The sequence below is a fragment of the Pseudomonas sp. PB3P13 genome (assembly GCF_054897735.1).
Genome location: NZ_CM142702.1, coordinates 809,061 through 826,907 on the forward strand (window position 1 = coordinate 809,061; position 17,847 = coordinate 826,907).

Annotated in this window: 14 protein-coding genes and 1 pseudogene; 6 read left to right on the plus strand and 9 right to left on the minus strand. The window is 60.0% G+C overall.

Features of this window, described 5'->3' with window-relative positions:
* Positions 1–75 precede the first annotated feature (75 nt).
* The 8 genes and pseudogenes from accC to ACYZT1_RS03660 form a co-directional block, all read right to left on the minus strand.
* Entirely contained in the window at positions 76–1,434 is a 1,359-nt protein-coding gene (accC, locus tag ACYZT1_RS03625; protein ID WP_462017715.1) for an acetyl-CoA carboxylase biotin carboxylase subunit, read from the minus strand.
* Between the two features lie 17 nt (positions 1,435–1,451).
* Entirely contained in the window at positions 1,452–1,913 is a 462-nt protein-coding gene (accB, locus tag ACYZT1_RS03630) for an acetyl-CoA carboxylase biotin carboxyl carrier protein (RefSeq protein WP_462017716.1), read from the minus strand.
* Positions 1,914–1,961: 48 nt separating this feature from the next.
* Complete coding sequence (gene aroQ, locus ACYZT1_RS03635; RefSeq protein WP_017336343.1) at positions 1,962–2,414, minus strand: type II 3-dehydroquinate dehydratase; 453 nt, start codon at positions 2,412–2,414, stop codon at positions 1,962–1,964.
* Positions 2,415–2,545: 131 nt separating this feature from the next.
* Complete coding sequence (locus tag ACYZT1_RS03640; protein ID WP_462017717.1) at positions 2,546–4,282, minus strand: protein-disulfide reductase DsbD; 1,737 nt, start codon at positions 4,280–4,282, stop codon at positions 2,546–2,548.
* A 181-nt stretch (positions 4,283–4,463) separates the two neighbouring features.
* Positions 4,464–5,306 carry an IS3 family transposase gene (locus ACYZT1_RS03645; protein ID WP_462019180.1) on the minus strand — a complete coding sequence of 281 codons (843 nt, stop codon included), beginning with the start codon at positions 5,304–5,306 and terminating at the stop codon, positions 4,464–4,466.
* The gene (locus ACYZT1_RS03650; RefSeq protein WP_462016930.1) at positions 5,303–5,611 is read right to left on the minus strand and encodes a transposase; all 309 of its coding nucleotides are present in this window, start codon (positions 5,609–5,611) and stop codon (positions 5,303–5,305) included. Before ACYZT1_RS03650 ends, ACYZT1_RS03645 begins: the two co-directional genes overlap by 4 nt.
* Before the next feature lie 87 nt (positions 5,612–5,698).
* Positions 5,699–6,205 (minus strand): annotated as a pseudogene (locus tag ACYZT1_RS03655) (methyl-accepting chemotaxis protein); the annotation flags it as partial.
* A gap of 1,492 nt (positions 6,206–7,697) precedes the next feature.
* On the minus strand, positions 7,698–9,368 hold the full coding sequence (locus tag ACYZT1_RS03660; protein ID WP_462017718.1) for a diguanylate cyclase: 1,671 nt from the start codon (positions 9,366–9,368) through the stop codon (positions 7,698–7,700).
* A 330-nt stretch (positions 9,369–9,698) separates the two neighbouring features.
* Here ACYZT1_RS03660 and ACYZT1_RS03665 point away from each other — a divergent pair, with 330 nt between their 5' ends.
* The 6 genes from ACYZT1_RS03665 to ACYZT1_RS03690 all read left to right on the plus strand — a co-directional run bounded on the left by ACYZT1_RS03665 (position 9,699) and on the right by ACYZT1_RS03690 (position 16,442).
* Positions 9,699–10,766 (plus strand): DUF2333 family protein, encoded by a 1,068-nt coding sequence (locus ACYZT1_RS03665; RefSeq protein ID WP_462017719.1) that lies wholly within the window; start codon positions 9,699–9,701, stop codon positions 10,764–10,766.
* 3 nt (positions 10,767–10,769) lie between these two features.
* The gene (locus ACYZT1_RS03670) at positions 10,770–11,327 is read left to right on the plus strand and encodes an NUDIX hydrolase (protein WP_462017720.1); all 558 of its coding nucleotides are present in this window, start codon (positions 10,770–10,772) and stop codon (positions 11,325–11,327) included.
* 283 nt (positions 11,328–11,610) lie between these two features.
* Positions 11,611–11,982 (plus strand): translation initiation factor Sui1, encoded by a 372-nt coding sequence (locus ACYZT1_RS03675; RefSeq protein ID WP_462017721.1) that lies wholly within the window; start codon positions 11,611–11,613, stop codon positions 11,980–11,982.
* A 214-nt stretch (positions 11,983–12,196) separates the two neighbouring features.
* Entirely contained in the window at positions 12,197–14,110 is a 1,914-nt protein-coding gene (gene speA / locus ACYZT1_RS03680) for an arginine decarboxylase (RefSeq protein ID WP_462017722.1), read from the plus strand.
* A gap of 233 nt (positions 14,111–14,343) precedes the next feature.
* Positions 14,344–15,660 carry a type VI secretion system Vgr family protein gene (locus ACYZT1_RS03685; RefSeq protein WP_462017723.1) on the plus strand — a complete coding sequence of 439 codons (1,317 nt, stop codon included), beginning with the start codon at positions 14,344–14,346 and terminating at the stop codon, positions 15,658–15,660.
* The gene (locus tag ACYZT1_RS03690) at positions 15,657–16,442 is read left to right on the plus strand and encodes a DUF4123 domain-containing protein (protein ID WP_462019181.1); all 786 of its coding nucleotides are present in this window, start codon (positions 15,657–15,659) and stop codon (positions 16,440–16,442) included. Before ACYZT1_RS03685 ends, ACYZT1_RS03690 begins: the two co-directional genes overlap by 4 nt.
* On the opposite strand, the gene ACYZT1_RS03695 is transcribed toward ACYZT1_RS03690, so the two are convergent.
* The gene (locus ACYZT1_RS03695) at positions 16,436–17,785 is read right to left on the minus strand and encodes an MATE family efflux transporter (RefSeq protein WP_462017724.1); all 1,350 of its coding nucleotides are present in this window, start codon (positions 17,783–17,785) and stop codon (positions 16,436–16,438) included. The two genes, ACYZT1_RS03690 and ACYZT1_RS03695, sit on opposite strands and share 7 nt — an antisense overlap.
* Positions 17,786–17,847: the final 62 nt, after the last annotated feature.

The following is a 17,847-nucleotide window of genomic DNA, read 5'->3' on the forward strand; positions in this document are numbered from 1 at the left end:
AGAGTTTTATAAATATCTGAGATGTGCAGAAACAACAAAACCGCCCGAAGGCGGTTTTGTTGATCAGGCTAAAGCTTAGTGCTTGTCGCCAGCCAGCTTGTGTTCCAGGTAGTGGATGTTGATTCCACCTTTGCAGAAGCCTTCATCGCGGACCAGGTCGCGGTGCAGCGGGATGTTGGTCTTGATCCCGTCGACAACGATTTCGTCCAGCGCATTGCGCATGCGCGCCAGGGCTTCGTCACGGGTTGCGCCGTAGGTGATCAGCTTGCCGATCAACGAATCGTAGTTAGGCGGAACCGCATAACCACTGTACAGGTGCGAATCGACGCGAACGCCGTTGCCGCCCGGGGCATGGAAATGCTTGACCGTGCCTGGGCTCGGCATGAAGGTTTTCGGGTCTTCGGCGTTGATCCGGCATTCCAGCGCGTGACCGCGGATGACCACGTCATCCTGGGTGTACGACAGCTTGTTGCCAGTGGCGATGCTGAGCATCTCCTTGACGATGTCAATGCCGGTGACCATTTCCGAAACCGGGTGCTCAACCTGAACGCGGGTGTTCATTTCGATGAAATAGAACGCGCCGTTCTCGTACAGGAACTCGAAAGTACCCGCGCCACGGTAGTTGATGTCGATGCACGCCTTGACGCAGCGAGCCAGGACTTCCTGGCGAGCTTTCTCGTCGATGCCCGGTGCCGGCGCTTCTTCAAGAACCTTCTGGTGCCGACGCTGCAGCGAGCAGTCGCGGTCGCCGAGGTGGATTGCCTGGCCCTGGCCGTCGGAAAGCACCTGGACTTCCACGTGGCGTGGGTTGGTCAGGAATTTTTCCAGATAGACCATCGGGTTACCGAACGCCGCGCCTGCTTCAGTGCGGGTCAGTTTCGCGAAGGAAATCAGGTCTTCTTCCTTGTGCACCACACGCATGCCGCGACCACCGCCGCCGCCAGCGGCTTTGATGATCACCGGATAGCCAACTTCCCGACCGATGCGCAGCGCGGTTTCTTCGTCTTCCGGCAGTGGGCCGTCGGAGCCCGGAACGGTGGGTACGCCGGCAGCAATCATGGCGTGCTTGGCCGAAACCTTGTCGCCCATCAGGCGAATGGTTTCAGCTTTCGGGCCGATAAAGGCGAAGCCGGAGTTCTCGACCTGTTCAGCAAAATCGGCGTTTTCGGCAAGAAAACCGTAGCCTGGGTGAATGGCGGTAGCGCCGGTCACTTCAGCGGCGGCGATGATTGCCGGAATGTGCAGGTAGGAGTGGGCAGCCGAAGCAGGACCGATGCAGACGGATTCGTCCGCCAGACCCAGGTGCATCAGCTCTTTGTCAGCCTTGGAGTAAACGGCGACGGTCTTGATGCCCATCTCTTTGCAGGCGCGCAGAATTCGCAGTGCGATCTCACCGCGGTTGGCGATAAGAACTTTTTCCAACTTCGCAGTCATCAAAGTTTCTCCGCGGTTCAAACGATGGTGAACAGTGGTTGGTCGTACTCAACCGGCTGGCCGTCTTCGACAAGGATGGATTCGATCACGCCGCTGGTTTCAGCTTCGATGTGGTTCATCATCTTCATCGCTTCGACGATGCACAGGGTGTCGCCTTTTTTCACGGTCTGGCCGACTTCAACGAACGACGGCGAGCTTGGCGAAGATTTGCGATAGAACGTGCCAACCATCGGCGAACGGGCAACGGTGCCGTTCAGCGCCGGGGCAGAGGGTGCAGCAGGTGCGGCCGCTGCCACGGGTGCCGCAGCAACAGGTGCAGGCGCCGGAGCTTGCATTGGGGCGGGTGCGTAGTATTGCTGAGCTGGAGTCTTGCTGTGACGACTGATGCGTACGGACTCTTCGCCTTCCTTGATCTCGAGCTCGTCGATGCCGGACTCTTCCAGCAATTCGATCAGTTTCTTAACTTTACGGATATCCATGAATCATCAACTCCCAAGGGTCGGTCAGGGGCGTTTAACGCTTGTCGTTCAAGCCGTTGCCTGTCTTTCAAGCTGCTCTAGTGCGGCCTCCAGGGCCAGTCGATAACCGCTGGCGCCAAGGCCGCAGATCACTCCCACCGCTACGTCGGAGAAGTAAGAGTGATGGCGGAAAGGTTCGCGTTTGTGCACGTTAGACAAATGCACTTCGATGAATGGGATGCTCACTGCCAGCAGCGCGTCACGTAATGCAACACTTGTGTGCGTAAAAGCCGCCGGGTTGATCAAAATGAAGTCCACACCTTCGCTGCGGGCAGCGTGGATGCGGTCGATCAATTCGTACTCGGCATTGCTTTGCAGGTGTAGCAAATGGTGGCCGGCTTCACGTGCACGGCGTTCCAGGTCCTGGTTGATCTGCGCCAGTGTGGTGGCGCCATAGGTACCCGGCTCGCGGGTGCCAAGCATGTTCAGGTTGGGTCCGTGCAGAACCAATAGCGTTGCCATCTGCTGTTCCTTGTTATCTATGTGCAATTGTCAGAACCCGGCGACTATGCCGCAAAGCCTTTGTGACTGTCCAGTTCTATGCAATAGCCGGCACGATGGCCGATGATTGCGCGAAATTTGTGACCCGCTCGCTAATTCCGGTCATTCGCCCTGGCGACACGTTCGGCGAAGTCCGCCGCATTGATCTCGCCAATCACCCGCACATCGGCCTGCTCGACGCCATCCTTGCCGAAAAACATCAGCGCGGGAGGGCCGAACAGGTTGTATCGGTCAAGCAGGGTGCGTTGCTCGGCGTTACTGGCGGTCATGTCAAATCGAATCAGGCGATAGCCTTTGAGACGTTCGACGACGTTGGCGTCAGTGAGTACCTGATTTTCGATTAATTTGCAGCTGATGCACCAGTCGGCGTACCAGTCGAGCAACAGCGGCGCACCGGAAGATTTCGCCTGAGCAAGGGCGTGATCGAGTTCCTGCGCGGTTGTGACCGTTTGCCATCCGCTGAGCCTTTGCGATTGCGCGTTGCCAGGCAAATTGCGCGGTTGCCCAATCGGACTGAACGGATCGGTCTGCCCGCTAAATGCGCCGTACCAGCAAGCCAGCGCGTAAGACAGCAGGAATATCCCCAGTAACTGGCCGAGGCGTTTGCGCGGTGGTTTGTAGACGAACTCCAGTGCGCCCATAAACAATCCGACGCCACCGGCCAGCAAGCCGAGCAGCAGCAACGTGATCTGCCCTGGCACGACCCGACTGAGCAAGCCGATCGCCAAGCCCAGCAGCAATACGCCAATCGCGTTTTTGACATACACCAGCCACGGTCCGCTTTTGGGCAACCATGCCGCACCACCCGTGGCCACCAACAATAGTGGCGCACCCATGCCGAGGCCGAGCATGAACAGTTTCAGGCCGCCGCCCACTGCATCGCCGCTGGCGCTGATGTACAGCAGCGCACCGGCCAGCGGAGCGGAAACGCAAGGTGAAACCAGCAGGCTCGATACCACGCCCAGTATTGCCGCGCCCCACAACGAACCGCCTTGGGTGCGGCTGGCAATTCGGTTCAGCCAACTGCTGATCGCGTGGGGCAGTTTCAGTTCGAAGACGCCAAACATGGCCAAGGCAAACACTGCGAAAAACAGCCCGAACGGCACCAGCACCCAGACCGATTGCAGACGCGCCTGCAGATTGAGTTGAGCGCCGAACATGCCCATCAACGCGCCAAGCAGGGCAAAACAGGCGGCCATCGGCAGCACGTACGCCAGCGAGAGATTGAACCCACGCCAGCCACCGACCTGGCCGCGCAACACCACGCCGGACAGAATCGGCAGCATCGGCAGCACGCACGGCGTGAACGTCAGCCCGACGCCGGCGAGAAAAAACAACGCCAGTTGTTTCCAGCTCCAGGGCGTGGAAGTGCTGCCGCCCTCGATGCTCAGGCGTTCGGTTTCGGGTGGATAACACAGGCCTTTGTCGGCACAGCCTTGATAACTCACAACCAGGGTGAAGGCGCGTGGGTCGGTGCGTGGCAGGTCGACTTCGAGAATCCCGTGGTACACCTCGACATCGCCGAAGTATTCGTCGTGTTTCTGTTCGCCCTTGGGCAGTTGCGCCGGGCCGAGTGCAACGTCCGCCGGGTCGCTGCGAAATTGCAAGCGGTGTCGGTAGAGGTAGTAACCGTCGGCTGCAACGAAACGCAGCTTGATCGATTGTGGGGTGGCTTCAACAAGGCTTAGCTGAAAGGCTTCGCGCACCGGCAGGAAATCGGCGCTGTTATTGATCGAGCCCAGCGTGGCGCTGGGTCGACTCTCCAGCAAACCGGCGGCGCTAACCGGCAGGACGAGCACCAGCCACAACAGGCAGAGCAAACGGCGCATGACAATCTCGCGTATCTGAAGTGAGGGCATGATAGCGGAGGTCCGACGGGTATGCAGGCGCGGGAGTCTGGTGGCGATTGTAATGATGCTATCGCGAGCAAGCTCGCTCCCACAGGGAATGAGTGCCCTTTAGGGAGCGAGCTTGTTCTGGTCAAGTTTTTCCGGACACCGATTACGGTGATCAAGCTGCCTGTTGTTCCGTTGCTATTGGCGACAGGTAGCCGTTGTAACTGTGGAGCCTGATTCGGTTGTAGCGCATGAAGAAGCTGGTCATGTCCTTTCTCGCTTCTTCGATCTCTGTATAACCCCTGACAGGCACCCATTCTGATTTGAGCGTGCCAAAGAATCGCTCCGTTGGTGCGTTGTCCCAGCACTGGCCTCTGCGGCTCATACTTTGGATGATGCCGTGTTCAAGCAGTTCTGACTGGAAGCGTTGGCTGGTGTACTGGCAGCCTTGATCCGAATGGAACATCAAACCCGTATGCCTGCCTCTTACTTCAACCGCCATCCTTAGCGCCTTGGTGACCAGGTTGGCGTCATTGATCAGCGAAAACGCCCACCCGACGACCCGTCGGGCGAACAGGTCAATGACCACAGCCAGGTGATACCAGCGCTTCCCAACCATCAGGCTGGTAACGTCGCCGCACCAAACCTGATTGATTGCTGCTGGCTGGAAGTTACGTTCGAGCAGATTCCTGGCCACAAATGCCTCAACACCTCTGGAGCGGTACTGGTGGCGACGACGCTGCCTGCTGGTCAGGTTCGCCTCGGCCATGAGCTTTCCAGCCAGAAACCTTCCAACCCTGAACTGCTGGGCCTTCAAACACTTGGAAATCATTCTCGCACCGGCGCTTTCCCTGCTTTCAGCATGCAATTGCACGACCTTCGCCCTGAGCGCATCACGTTTGGCATTCGGTGCTGAGCGACGATGAAGCCAGTCATAGAACGCGCTGCGGGAAACGCCAAGGACGTCGCAAAGCTGGCTAGTCGGATACGAGCCCGACTCTCTCAGTTCCTCGATCAGGAAAAACGATCGGGATCCGACATCAAGAGAGCGGTAGCCTTTTTTAAGATTTCGGCCTCGGTCTCAAGGCGTTTGATCTTGGCACGTAGCTGCTGGAGTTCACGCTGTTCATCACTGATCGCCATGGTGCCTGCGACTGGCTGTCCTTTTTGACGTTCTTTACGAACCTGATCAACCCAGCGGCGCAGAGCCGTAGGGCCGACTTCCATTGATGCGCAGACGTCGGGAACCGAACAGTTGTCGTCAAGAACCATGCTGGCAGCACGTCGCTTGAACTCGCGGGTATAGGTCTTTCGTTCTTGCATGGAACCTCCTGATTGGGCTAATCATATCGCCCTTAAGAGGTGTCCGGGATCATTAGGCCAGTTCAGCTTGCTCGCGAAAGCGATTTATCAGACGCGGAAGGCTTGAACCGCCGTATGCAAACGTCCACCCAACACCAGCAAATGCTCGCCTTGTTCACGCCCCTCGCCAATGCGCAGCAAATTATCCCCGCCCAGCTGGTGAATCCGCTCACTGTGATCACGAATTTCGCTGACTGCGCCGCTCTGCTGCGCCGTGGCATCGGCGATGCGCACGGCGGTGTCGGAAATGGTCTGGATCGCCCCGACGATTTCATCCAGCGCGCCGTCAGCGGCCTGCGCCTGACTGGCTGTCGCTTCAGCGTGCTCGACCTGCGCCCGCATGCCTTCCACCGATTGCCGCGCCGCAGACTGCAGGCCGGCAATCAGGTTCTGAATCTCTGCGGTGGCGCCTGCTGTGCGTTGCGCCAGTGAGCGCACTTCTTCGGCCACCACAGCGAAGCCGCGACCCATTTCGCCGGCTCGGGCCGCTTCAATGGCAGCGTTCAAGGCCAGCAGATTGGTCTGATCGGCAATCGAGCGGATTACCGTCAACACGCCGCCAATCGTCGCCGACTCTTCGGCCAGGTGTTCAATCATCTTCGCATTGCCTTGCACTTCACCTACCAGCGCGTGCAGCCCGGTCAGGCTTTGTCCGATTACCTTCTGGCCGTGCTCCACCGCCATCCCGGCATTGCGGCTGGCGTCGGCGGCCGAACTGGCGTCGCCGGCCACCTGTTGAATCGTCGCCTCCAGCTCGCCGAGGGAATCGCGGATCAGCGCGGTATCGCCCGCCTGATGCTCCGCGCCGCTGTGCAAATCGTTGCTCAGGTCGGCCAGGGTTCGGCTGCTGCCGGCGACTTGCTCGGCATTCAGGCGAATGGTCCCCACCAGATCCACCAGATAGGCGCGCATGCGGTTGAGCGAGGCTTGAATGTCATGCAGTTCGCGGTTGGTTTTGCCCAGTTCAATGTCCTGGCTGAAATCACCCTCGGCCCAGACCGAAAGTGCCGGTGCCAGGTTGGTCAGCGTGCGTGCCAGACGCCGCTGCAAGGTGTCGATCAGCAACGCGATCAGCAGGATCAAGCCGATCATCACGCCTTGCATCAGCCGCACTTCACTTTGAATCTGCCCGTGCTGGGCGCGAACGACAGGTTCGAGACCGGCAATCGCCTGTTGCACTGCGGCGATTTTCAGGTGGGTCGCGGCGCTGAGATCGGCACGTTTGCGGATCTGCTCGCGGGTGCGCGCCAGTTCCGCGGGATAGCGGGTCAACAGGCTGGTGAGTTCACGTTTGAGAGCGACGCCGGCATCTTCGGCGGCGGCTTTTTCAGTGGTCTCCAGGCCCATCATCGCGGCGAAATCGTCGGTGGCCGATTCGGTGCTGCTGGCCACACCGAGCAATGGCAAAGCGTCGATGAGTTCGGCCTGGGCGCGGATGTTGCCGACTTCGCGCTCGACATCGGCCGCCAGTTCGCTGCGCCCGCTGCTGACCAGTTTGTCCCGCGCCAACGACAGTTTGCCCAAGTGCTGTGACGCGGCGAGCAAAGGTGCCATCCAGGCCGGGTTGCCGCTGGCGTACTGGCTGAGTTGATCGAGGCTGGCGCCGAGTTCACGTTCGGCCTGCAATAACAGTGCTTGCGGATCGCCAGCCAGTTTGCCGGCGGCGAGCAAGTCGGCTTTGCTGAATTCGTCGAGGTCCGACAGGCTCGGGCGCAAGGTGTCGGCCAGGGCGGGCGGCAGCTCACTCAATTCCTTTTGCACGGCATCGATGGCCTGGCTGGCACTGCTCAGACGCAAGGCATCGCCGCTGGCGAGGTAATCGCCAATGCTGCGCGCCGCTTCATTCTGAAATTGCTGGGACAACCCCAGGTAGCGCTCCATCAACAGATAGGGGCGTTCCAGGGCTTTTTGCGACCACCATAGCGTCGCGCCGAGCGCTACGCAAACGGCGACTAAAAGGAGGGTGTTGAGATTGGTCAGCAGCTTCAGGCGCATTGCGGGACTACCAACGGCAGAATGGTAAGCGCCTGAAGTTATTGCGTTTCTGTTACAGCGTTATGACCGAACGGGTCGATTCCGATGAAAAGATGGCACTTTGCTTTGATGCGTGCGCGGCATGGATCCGGTTGCGTCCGGCGTGCTTGGCGCGGTACAGCGCCTCATCTGCCAGACTGGCCATCATCAGGCCGTCGGACCCGTCGCTCAGCTCGACCACGCCGGCGCTGAAGGTGCACCAGAGATCCTGTGGCTGCGCCGGATAATGAATTTCGGCGAAGCGCTGGCGTATTTCGTCGAGCACGGTGAAAGCCGCTTCGATATCGGTGTCGGGCATGACGATGGCAAACTCTTCGCCGCCGTAACGGCCAATGAAGTCGGTTTTGCGCAAGCGCTGTTTGAGGAACAGCGCCAGGCTTTTGATCACGCGGTCGCCCATGGGATGGCCGTGGCTATCGTTGACCCGTTTGAAGTGGTCAATGTCGAGCATCGCAAAACTCAGCGGCTTGCCTTCGCGCCGCGAGCGGAAGCTGCAATCTTCGAGCAGTTGCAGGATGTGTGTGTGGTTGTACAAACCGGTCAGGCTGTCGCGGACCATTCGCGCCTTCAGGTTGCGCGCACGGGCCGCGCGATTGCGCACAGTGGTGATGAGGTGGCGGGGCTTGATCGGTTTGGTCAGGAAATCGTCGCCGCCTTCGCTCATGGCGTCGAGTTGCTTGTCCTGATCGTCTTCAGCCGACAGGTAAATGATCGGCACGCTGACATAACGATCGTTGTGCCGGATGACCTTCGCCAGTTCAGTCCCGGTGCAGGCCGGCATGTACATGTCGAGGATGATCAGGTCGGGCTGGAAGTCGGCGAGTTCGGCCATCGCCTGAATCGGCTCGGTCAACGTGCGCGTGACGATCCCGGCGCTGTTGAGCAGGCGCTCGGTGTGCAACGCCTGAGCGCGCGAGTCGTCGATGATCAGCACTTTATAGGGTTCGTACTGGGCGACGCAGGTCAGTACTTCGATCTTCTCCAGCAGGCTCGACGCTTCGAGGGTGCCGGTGAGAAACTCCTGACCGCCGGCGCGTACGGCGGCGAGGCGGGTCGGGGTGTCGGTTTCCAGCAGGCTGAAAAACAGCAGGGGCAAAGGCTCGTCCAGTCCGACCTGAGCTTCGGCGGCGAGTTGCAGGCCGACGCCAGGGCCGCTGAAATCCACGTCCATCACAATCGCCGCCGGCAAGCGCTCGCCCATCGATGAGCGAAACGCGGTCACGCTGTCGATTGACTGCGCGCTAAGGCCGAAAAATTCCAGTTGCTTGGCCAGGCGTTCGGCCCGCTCGTAATCTTGCAGCATCACGTAGATCGGTTTGCGCAGCGGCGGCAGGAACGTTTGCTCCAACTGATCGCCATGCCGCAGCCCGGTGCGCGACAGGCGCTGCATGAGGCGATTGAGTTCAGTGATCAACGCACTGCTCAGGCGCCCGCGATTGGCGTCGATCGCTTGCAGCGATTGACCGATGTGCCGCGCCAGCTGGCTGTGTTCCGGTTGCTCGAAACGCTCGGCGAAACGCAGCAAACGCACGTTGGCCTCGCTGAGTTCGGACAAATCGGTGCTCGACCATTCGCTGCGTTGCAGGCGCTGCCATATCTCAAGAATCTGACGTGCCTGATGAATCACCCGCTGGGCAAAGTGGTGCTTGAGGCGCTCACGGCTGGGGTCTTCTGGCTCGGTCATATCCTGACTACTGGGTAGGGTGCATGCTGAGATTGACTGGTGGCTCTATGCTAGCATCTCTTTCGATTAGCATCAGTGTCGTCCGTCAATTAAGTGCGCAGCGGCGTCATTCAGTTTGTGACCGGTCAGTCGGGTGTGCTGCGCGACGAGGCGTGTTACTTGTAGCAGCAAGCTTCACCCGCTGCTACCAGGGAGATCCTTCCTTTATATTAGCGTTCGCACCTCGCGGTCGTGCTTCGCGTCGCGCAGATTTAATGCGCGGCAAACGAGGCACGATGGCGTAGGGTTGTGGTCGAACCGATGAACTCAAGTGATTGAAAGGATACCGCCATGCTGGACTGGAAGAATCGCGCGGGCAGCGCGCCCGAACGTGCCGCCGAACCTAAGTCGGCCACCCGCAGTTACGTCGGCGGCCTGTTGTTCAGCCGGGCGCTGGCCACGCTGCTCGGCCTTTTTCTGTTGGTGACCATCGTGCTCGGTTGGTACTGGAGCCAGGAGCCGGCGTTGTTTCCGGTGCAGCAAAACGCACAAGTGGCGGCCGAACGCGAAGGCAAGCAGATGGTCATCGGCTACACCACGGTCGAAACCCTCAAGACCGTCGCCGATACCTTGCTGAGCAAGCCGGGCGGCTACATTTCCAACGACCGTTTCCCGCCCGGCCTGTGGATGGACAATACGCCGAGTTGGGAATATGGCGTGCTGGTCCAGGTGCGAGATCTGACACGCGCCTTGCGTAAAGACTTTGCCCGCTCGCAATCGCAGTCGGCAGAAGACGGTGATCTGGCCAAGGCCGAACCGCGTTTCAACTTTGATAACAAGAGCTGGGTGCTGCCATCCAGCGAGTCCGAGTATCAGGAAGGCATTAAATCCCTGAGCCGTTATCAGGCGCGCCTTTCCGATCCTTCGCAGAAAAACGCGCTGTTTTATGCCCGCGCCGACAACCTCAACAATTGGCTGGGCGACGTCGGCACCCGTTTGGGTTCGCTGTCGCAACGGCTGTCCGCGAGCGTTGGCCGGGTCAAACTGAACACCGCGCTGAAAACCGAAGTGGTTGCGCCGGGCGAAGTGCCGCAGGTTGACGAGGAAATCGTCGAAACGCCGTGGATGCAGATCGACAACGTGTTCTACGAAGCTCGCGGTCAGGCCTGGGCATTGTCCCACTTGCTGCGCGCGATCGAAGTCGACTTCGCCGATGTGCTGGCGAAGAAAAACGCCACGGTCAGCGTGCGTCAGATCATCCGTGAGCTGGAAGCGTCGCAAGAGCCGGTCTGGAGCCCGATGATTCTCAATGGCAGCGGCTTTGGCGTGCTGGCCAACCACTCGTTGGTCATGGCCAATTACATTTCCCGGGCCAACGCTGCAGTGATCGATTTGCGTCAGTTGCTCAATCAGGGCTGAATCATGGCGGATAAAGCACGCGAGGCCGCCCATCGCGTGGCCTCGGACGCCGAGCAGATCGCATGGGTCGACGAGCAGGACAACCTGCTCGGCGCCCTGGTCCGGTCGGATTTGCGCGAGCGTGGGCTGATCGGACGCGGCACGTACATCATGCTGTTCAATTCCGCCGGAGAGCTCTGCGTGCATCGCCGAACCTTGAGCAAGGCGATCTATCCCGGTTACTGGGACGTGGCGGCGGGCGGCATGGTCCTGGCCACCGAGACATACGCCGAATCGGCGGCCCGCGAGCTGGAAGAAGAGTTGGGGGTGGGCGGGGTAGAGCTGACCGCGCACGATCATTTCTTTTTCGAAGACACCGGCAACCGACTCTGGTGTGCCGCGTTTTCGGCGGTGTGGGATGGCCCCTTGGTCCTGCAGCCCGAGGAAGTGCTGGAAGCGCGCTTTATTCCGGTGGATCAGGTCATGCTCGACATCCAGCAAAAGCCCTATTGCCCGGACTCGCTGGCCGCCTTGATGCGCTATCTGCGCGCCTGCGGGAAGGACGTCGCAAAACCGCTGTGAATTGGCGCCGATTGGCTCTTAGCAATCGGCGTTTTTGCCGTTACACTGCGCGACCTTTTCAACTGAATCGGATCGCTTTTTTGTAGGAGCGAGCTTGCTCGCGAAGAACGCAAGGACGACGTGCATATCCTGATGGCTCGCGTCATCGTTGACGACCATCGCGAGCAAGCTCGCTCCTACAGGGTTGTTTTGTTTCAGTAGCGCTGCCCCTGCCTGAGTGGGGCTTCGCGGTCGATGGCCCCAGTGGCCGCGACCAGTCTTTGTCCTCCCAAGAGGATTTCCGGTGGCCAAAAAAGCCGCATCCTTCGCCGCCCTGGGTGGCCTGGTATTTTCCACCGACGCAGGTCGTCATTGCCCCGATTGCAGTAAACCGGTGGACGCCTGCATCTGCAAACAAACCGTGATCCCGTCCGGTGATGGCATTGCTCGCGTGCGTCGCGAAAGCAAGGGTCGTGGCGGCAAGACGGTGACCACCATCACCGGCGTGCCCCTGGCCGAAGACGCGCTCAAGGAACTGGCGACCACGTTGAAAAAGCGCTGCGGCACCGGTGGCGCGTTGAAAGACGGCATCATCGAAATCCAGGGCGAGCATGTGGAGCTGTTGTTGGGCGAGCTGATCAGACTCGGGTTCAAGGCCAGGAAGTCCGGCGGCTAGCAGCCTCTGTGAAAACCACCCTTGGTTCAACCTGGTCCTGACAGCAGGCAAGGTGTCGCCTGCATGGTTTTCACAGAGCCTGTTCTGACCGGTTTCTAAACTCACTGCGGTCAGCGAGGTCTATCCCCTCGTTGACGAACCGTCATTTACACGCTTTAGACTGCGCCAGCCTGAACCCAGGTGACGCTCTATGACTTCTTTATAGGGGACTTCAATGTCCGTACGACGCACACGCAAAGACGATGGCAGCCAATGGACAGTTGCGGACAGCCGCAGTGTTTACGGGATCCGCCATTGGGGGGCCGGGTATTTCGCGATCAATGACGCCGGTCGCGTCGAAGTTCGTCCGAACGGTCCGGCCAGCTCGCCGATCGACCTGTTCGAGCAGGTCGACCAGTTGCGCAAGAGCGGCTTGTCCTTGCCGTTGCTCGTACGTTTTCCGGATATCCTCCAAGACCGCGTGCGTCAGTTGACCGGGGCCTTCGATTCGAACATCGCGCGCCTGGAATACCAGAGCAAGTACACCGCGCTGTACCCGATCAAAGTGAACCAGCAGGAGGCGGTGATCGAAAACATCATCGCCACCCAGAACGTGTCCATCGGTCTGGAAGCCGGGTCCAAGCCCGAGCTGCTGGCCGTGTTGGCCCTGGCTCCGAAGGGCGGCACCATCGTCTGCAACGGTTACAAGGACCGGGAATTCATTCGTCTGGCCCTGATGGGCCAGAAACTCGGCCACAACGTGTTCATCGTGATCGAGAAAGAATCCGAAGTTGAGCTGGTGATCGAGGAGGCCGCCTCTCTGAAGGTCAAGCCTCAGGTCGGCCTGCGCGTGCGTCTGTCGTCCCTGGCGTCAAGCAAGTGGGCAGACACCGGTGGCGAGAAATCCAAGTTCGGTCTGTCGGCGGCGCAGTTGCTCTCGGTGGTCGAGCGCTTTCGCGCGGCGGGCCTCGATCAGGGCATTCGCCTGCTGCATTTCCATATGGGCTCGCAGATCGCCAACCTGGCGGACTACCAGCACGGTTTCAAGGAAGCGATTCGTTACTACGGCGAACTGCGCAACCTTGGCCTGCCGGTCGATCACATCGATGTCGGTGGCGGCCTGGGTGTCGACTACGACGGCACTCACTCGCGCAATGCCAGCTCGATCAACTACGACATGGACGACTACGCCGGTGTCGTGGTCGGGATGCTCAAGGAGTTCTGCGACGCGCAGAGCCTGCCGCACCCGAACATCTTCTCCGAAAGCGGTCGTTCCCTGACTGCACACCACGCGATGCTGGTGGTACAGGTCACCGACGTCGAGAAACACAACGACGACGTGCCGCAGATCGACAACAAGGAAGCGCTGCCGGAAACCGTGCAGTGGCTGGTTGATCTGCTGGGCCCCACCGACATCGAGATGGTCACCGAAACGTACTGGCGCGCCACGCACTACATGAGCGACGTGGCCACCCAGTATGCCGACGGCAAACTGACCCTGGCTGAAAAAGCCCTGGCCGAGCAGTGCTATTTTGCTGTGTGCCGGCGCCTGCACAACTCGTTGAAAGCGCGTCAGCGTTCGCACCGTCAGGTGCTCGATGAACTCAACGACAAGCTTGCCGACAAATACATCTGCAACTTCTCGGTGTTCCAGAGCCTGCCGGACACCTGGGCGATTGGCCAGGTGCTGCCGATTCTGCCGCTGCACCGTCTTGACGAAGAGCCGCTACGCCGTGCCGTGCTGCAAGACCTGACCTGCGACTCCGACGGCAAGATCAAGCAGTACGTCGATGAGCAAAGCATCGAAACCAGCCTGCCGGTACATAGCCTGAACGAAGGCGAGGACTATTTGCTGGGCATCTTCCTGGTCGGCGCCTATCAGGAAATTCTCGGCGACATGCACAACCTGTTCGGTGACACCGATTCGGTGAACATCTATCAGAATGCCGATGGCAGCGTGTACCACGCCGGTATTGAAACCCACGACACCATCGAAGACATGCTGCGTTATGTGCACTTGTCGCCGGAAGAGTTGATGACTCACTACCGCGACAAGTGCGCCAGTGCGCGCATCACGGCGGCCGAACGGACGCAGTTCCTCGACGCGTTGCGCCTGGGCCTGACTCGTTCGTCTTACCTGTCGTCCTGAGGTCAGTCTCCGATTCCATCGGCTTGTCTGAAAATGTACCGCTCCCTGCGGTTTTTTCAGATGATCCGGTGGGACGGTTCTTCATTTGTCGAGGAAATCCACCGCTCCCGTGACTATAAAAGTCATATGGTCTGCATTTATCGTAGGCCGTTTCCTAAGTTGAACTTCGGCACTCTACTCGGCCATGCCTCTCGGCGAGAATCCCCGGCCGCCCTTCCTGTAGAGAATCGCCGATGTTCGATCCAGTCCTCGAACCTTCATTTCGTCTGGAAGTAGCCGGGCTGCCCGATTCTTTCGAAGTCCTGGCCTTTACCGGTAAAGAAACGATCAGCGAGCCCTTTGTGTTCGATGTGGATTTGCTGATCGATGACCCGAACCTCGACCTTGCCAGCTTGTTGTACCGTTCTGCCATTTTGCACATCGAAGCGCAGCGCAGCTTTTTTCACGGGCAATTGCATGAGCTCGTCCAGCGCGACCATGGCCCGTGCAGCAGATTGTGTCAGTTGCAGCTGCGGCCAAAACTGGCGTGCCTGTCCCACCGTTTCAGCCAGCGAATTTTCAGTGCCCGCACGGTGCCTCAGATCCTCGATCAGGTACTCAAGGAGCACGGCATCACCGGCCAGGATCGGCGCTTCGAGCTGAGTGCAAATTATCCGCCACGAGACTTCTGCACGCAGTATCGGGAATCGGATCTGCAGTTTCTGCAGCGCCTGTGCGCTCAGGAGCGTGTGCACTATCATTTCGAACACGGCGCTCGCGGGCATTGCGTCGTCTTCTCTGATAGTGACGCACATTTTCCCACAGGCGACGCGGTCCGGTTCGACGCGGAGTGCGAGCAGCCGGCGATTCGACAATTCAAGCTGCAGGTCAGCGAGCGATACCGGCGAAGTGCCGAGGGACATACCGATGTGGCGACGCTGCGCAGTGGGCAACTGATGCCGTTGTCCGGTCATCCGGTAGCCGAGTGCAATCAGCCGTGGCTGCTGACCCATGTCGAGCATCTCGGCAGTCAGGACCCGGTGAAGCCCTACCTCAATCAGTTTCGGGCGATTCACCGGGAAGCGGCATTCGCGTCGGCGCAACACGTGGTTAAACCTCGCATGCACAGCTTGCAACGCGCCTGGGTAGTGGACGTCGATGAACCTCGGCCCGATCCATCCCGACCGGTCGCGGTGCAGTTTGACTGGCTGTATCAGGGGGAAGGCGCGACGCCGAGCCATTGTTGGTTGCCTGTGTCAGCCGAGCTGGACGGCCTGGCTGTTGCGCAGTTGAGTGAGGGCACCGAGGTGGTGGTCAGTTTTATCGAAGGTGATCCGGATCAACCGCTGATCAGCGGTTTCCTGCACACGCGGGCAACGGTCGAAAATGACACGTCACCGGTCACGCCCGAGGATCCTTCACCCGTCGATGGCGTGCTGCAATTGTTGCGAACCGGCGAGCCATTGCTGCTGTTGTGCCTGATGCCCGGCGGTGGCAGTTTCATTCATTGCCAGGAGACATTGTGCGCCTGCCGTGCGGCGACGCGATTCGGCCCGGGCAGTGCGGCATGATCGGCGAGCCTGCGCAATGGCTATTGCTGGATGTTCCGGGTGCGCCTCACACCCGTTTGATGTTGCAAAAGTTGTTTGCACAAGCGCGCAGCTTCAAGTTGTTCGAGGGCACGGAACTGCATGCGCTGCGCGATGAAGGGCCCGTGCTGGTTGATCTGCGCAGCTGTCCGGCACTGGCCGGGTTGTGTTTCAGCCAGGCGCAGATGTGGCGCGGTTTGCTGATGGCCAGTGACGCATCGGCTGGGCAACTGATCGAACATCTGCAGCGCATGCTGACGGTCACTGTCGGCCTGCATCATCGAGCCTTGTTGAGTTATTTCAATCCGAACACGGCCAGTTACTTTTTCGATGCCTGCGATGCCAGGGAGCTGAGTTACTGGCTGGGGCCGATCAAACAACTGCAATGGTTTGGCGGGACCTGGGCCGACCGTGCGATCGGTAGTCAGGGTTGGCAGCAGTTGATCAATCCAGGCTTGACGGTCGAGCCGCTGGCGGTCGAGTCCGACCTGAGTCAGCGTCAGCGCGAAAGGCTGCAGACCTGCCTGCTGGAACAGCATGCCTGGCATTGGTGCCAGTCCACCGAGGCCGATTACACCAGCCTTTGGCACCACCTGCAGGAGGGACTGGCGCTGGGGTTCAGCGATCGGCCGGCACTGGATGGCTGGTTATGGCTGCGCTTGCAATACCCACACGGTTCGCTGCGAGAGCCGCTGTGCGGCGCCACGCAGCAGGAACGCCTCGATAACCTGCGCATTCGCTGGCAAAACGACCAGGCTCAGTGAGCGCGCCCGGCGAACCAGCCATCGTTGTTGCGCAACAGCCAGGCGATTGCGCCCAGGGTCAGGCTGCGCAACAACATGAACAGCAGGAAGGTCAGCCACAGGCCGTGATTACCCAGACCTTGCAGCGCCCAGGCAAACGGCAACAATAAAATCATCGTCAGCAGCATGCCGTTACGCATTTCCCGGGCGCGGGTGGCGCCGATAAACAGTCCGTCCAGCAGGTAACTCCAGACGGCGATCATTGGCAGGGCGGCGAGGTAGGGCAGGTAGACGAATGCCGTATCGCGCACGCTCTGGATGTCAGTCTGCATCTCGATAAACAGATGCCCGGCAAACAGGAACAACACCGCGAAGCCCAGGCTTGCCAGCAGCGACCAGCCACAGGCCACCACCAGTGAGCGCCGTAGGGCATCGCGGTCACGGGCGCCAATGGCGTGGCCGCACAAAGCTTCCACCGCGTGGGCCAGACCATCGAGCGCATGCGCGGTCAACAACAAACCATTGAGCAGCAACGCGTTCGCCGCGACGGTGGCATCGCCCAGCCGCGCGCCTTGCACGGTGATCAGAAAAAACACCGATTGCAGCAGCAGGCTGCGGATGAAAATGTCCCGGTTGACCGCCAGCAGCGGGCGCCAACTCTGCCACAGCGCCAGCGCGGCCCAGGCGATGTGCCCGGGATAGGCGCGCAAGGCTTTTCGCGTCAGCAGCAGGCCAATGAGAGCGCCGGTCCATTCGGCAATCACTGAGGCGCGCGCCGAACCGGCCACACCCCAGTCCAGCCCGAGCACGAACCAGAGATTGAGCGCGATGTTGACCAGATTGGTGCTCAGCAGAATCGCCAGCGGCGCCCGCGCATTCTGCGTACCAAGGAACCAGCCGACCAGCGCGTAACTGGCCAGCGCCGCGGGCAGGCCGAATAACCGCGTATGAAAAAACTCGCGCGTGAGCTGATCCAGTTCTGCCGAGGGTTGCATGAAGTGCAGTGCGGCACCGCTCAGGGGTATCCCCAATGCGCCCAGAACAATCGCCAGGCCCACCGCCAGCAACAAGCCCTGCAAGAGAATCTGCCGCAACGCCGCACCGTCATCGCGCCCGGCCGCCTGAGCGGCAAACCCGGTAGAGCCCATGCGCAGAAAGCCCATCGCCCAGGCGAGAAAGGTGTACAGGCTGGCGCCCACCGCAACGGCGCCCAACTGGTGGGCATGAGGCAAGTGGCCGATGACGGTGCTGTCGACCAGCGCCACCAGCGGCACAGAGATGTTCGAGAGGATCATGGGCGCGGCAAGCGCCCAGACCCGACGATGAGTCGGGCGGTCGCGCCAGTCGGTCAGCAGGTTGGACATGCAGGCTCCTTGAGGAGCGGCATTGTAACGATTACTTCGCGAGCAGGCTCGCGGCCAGCGGT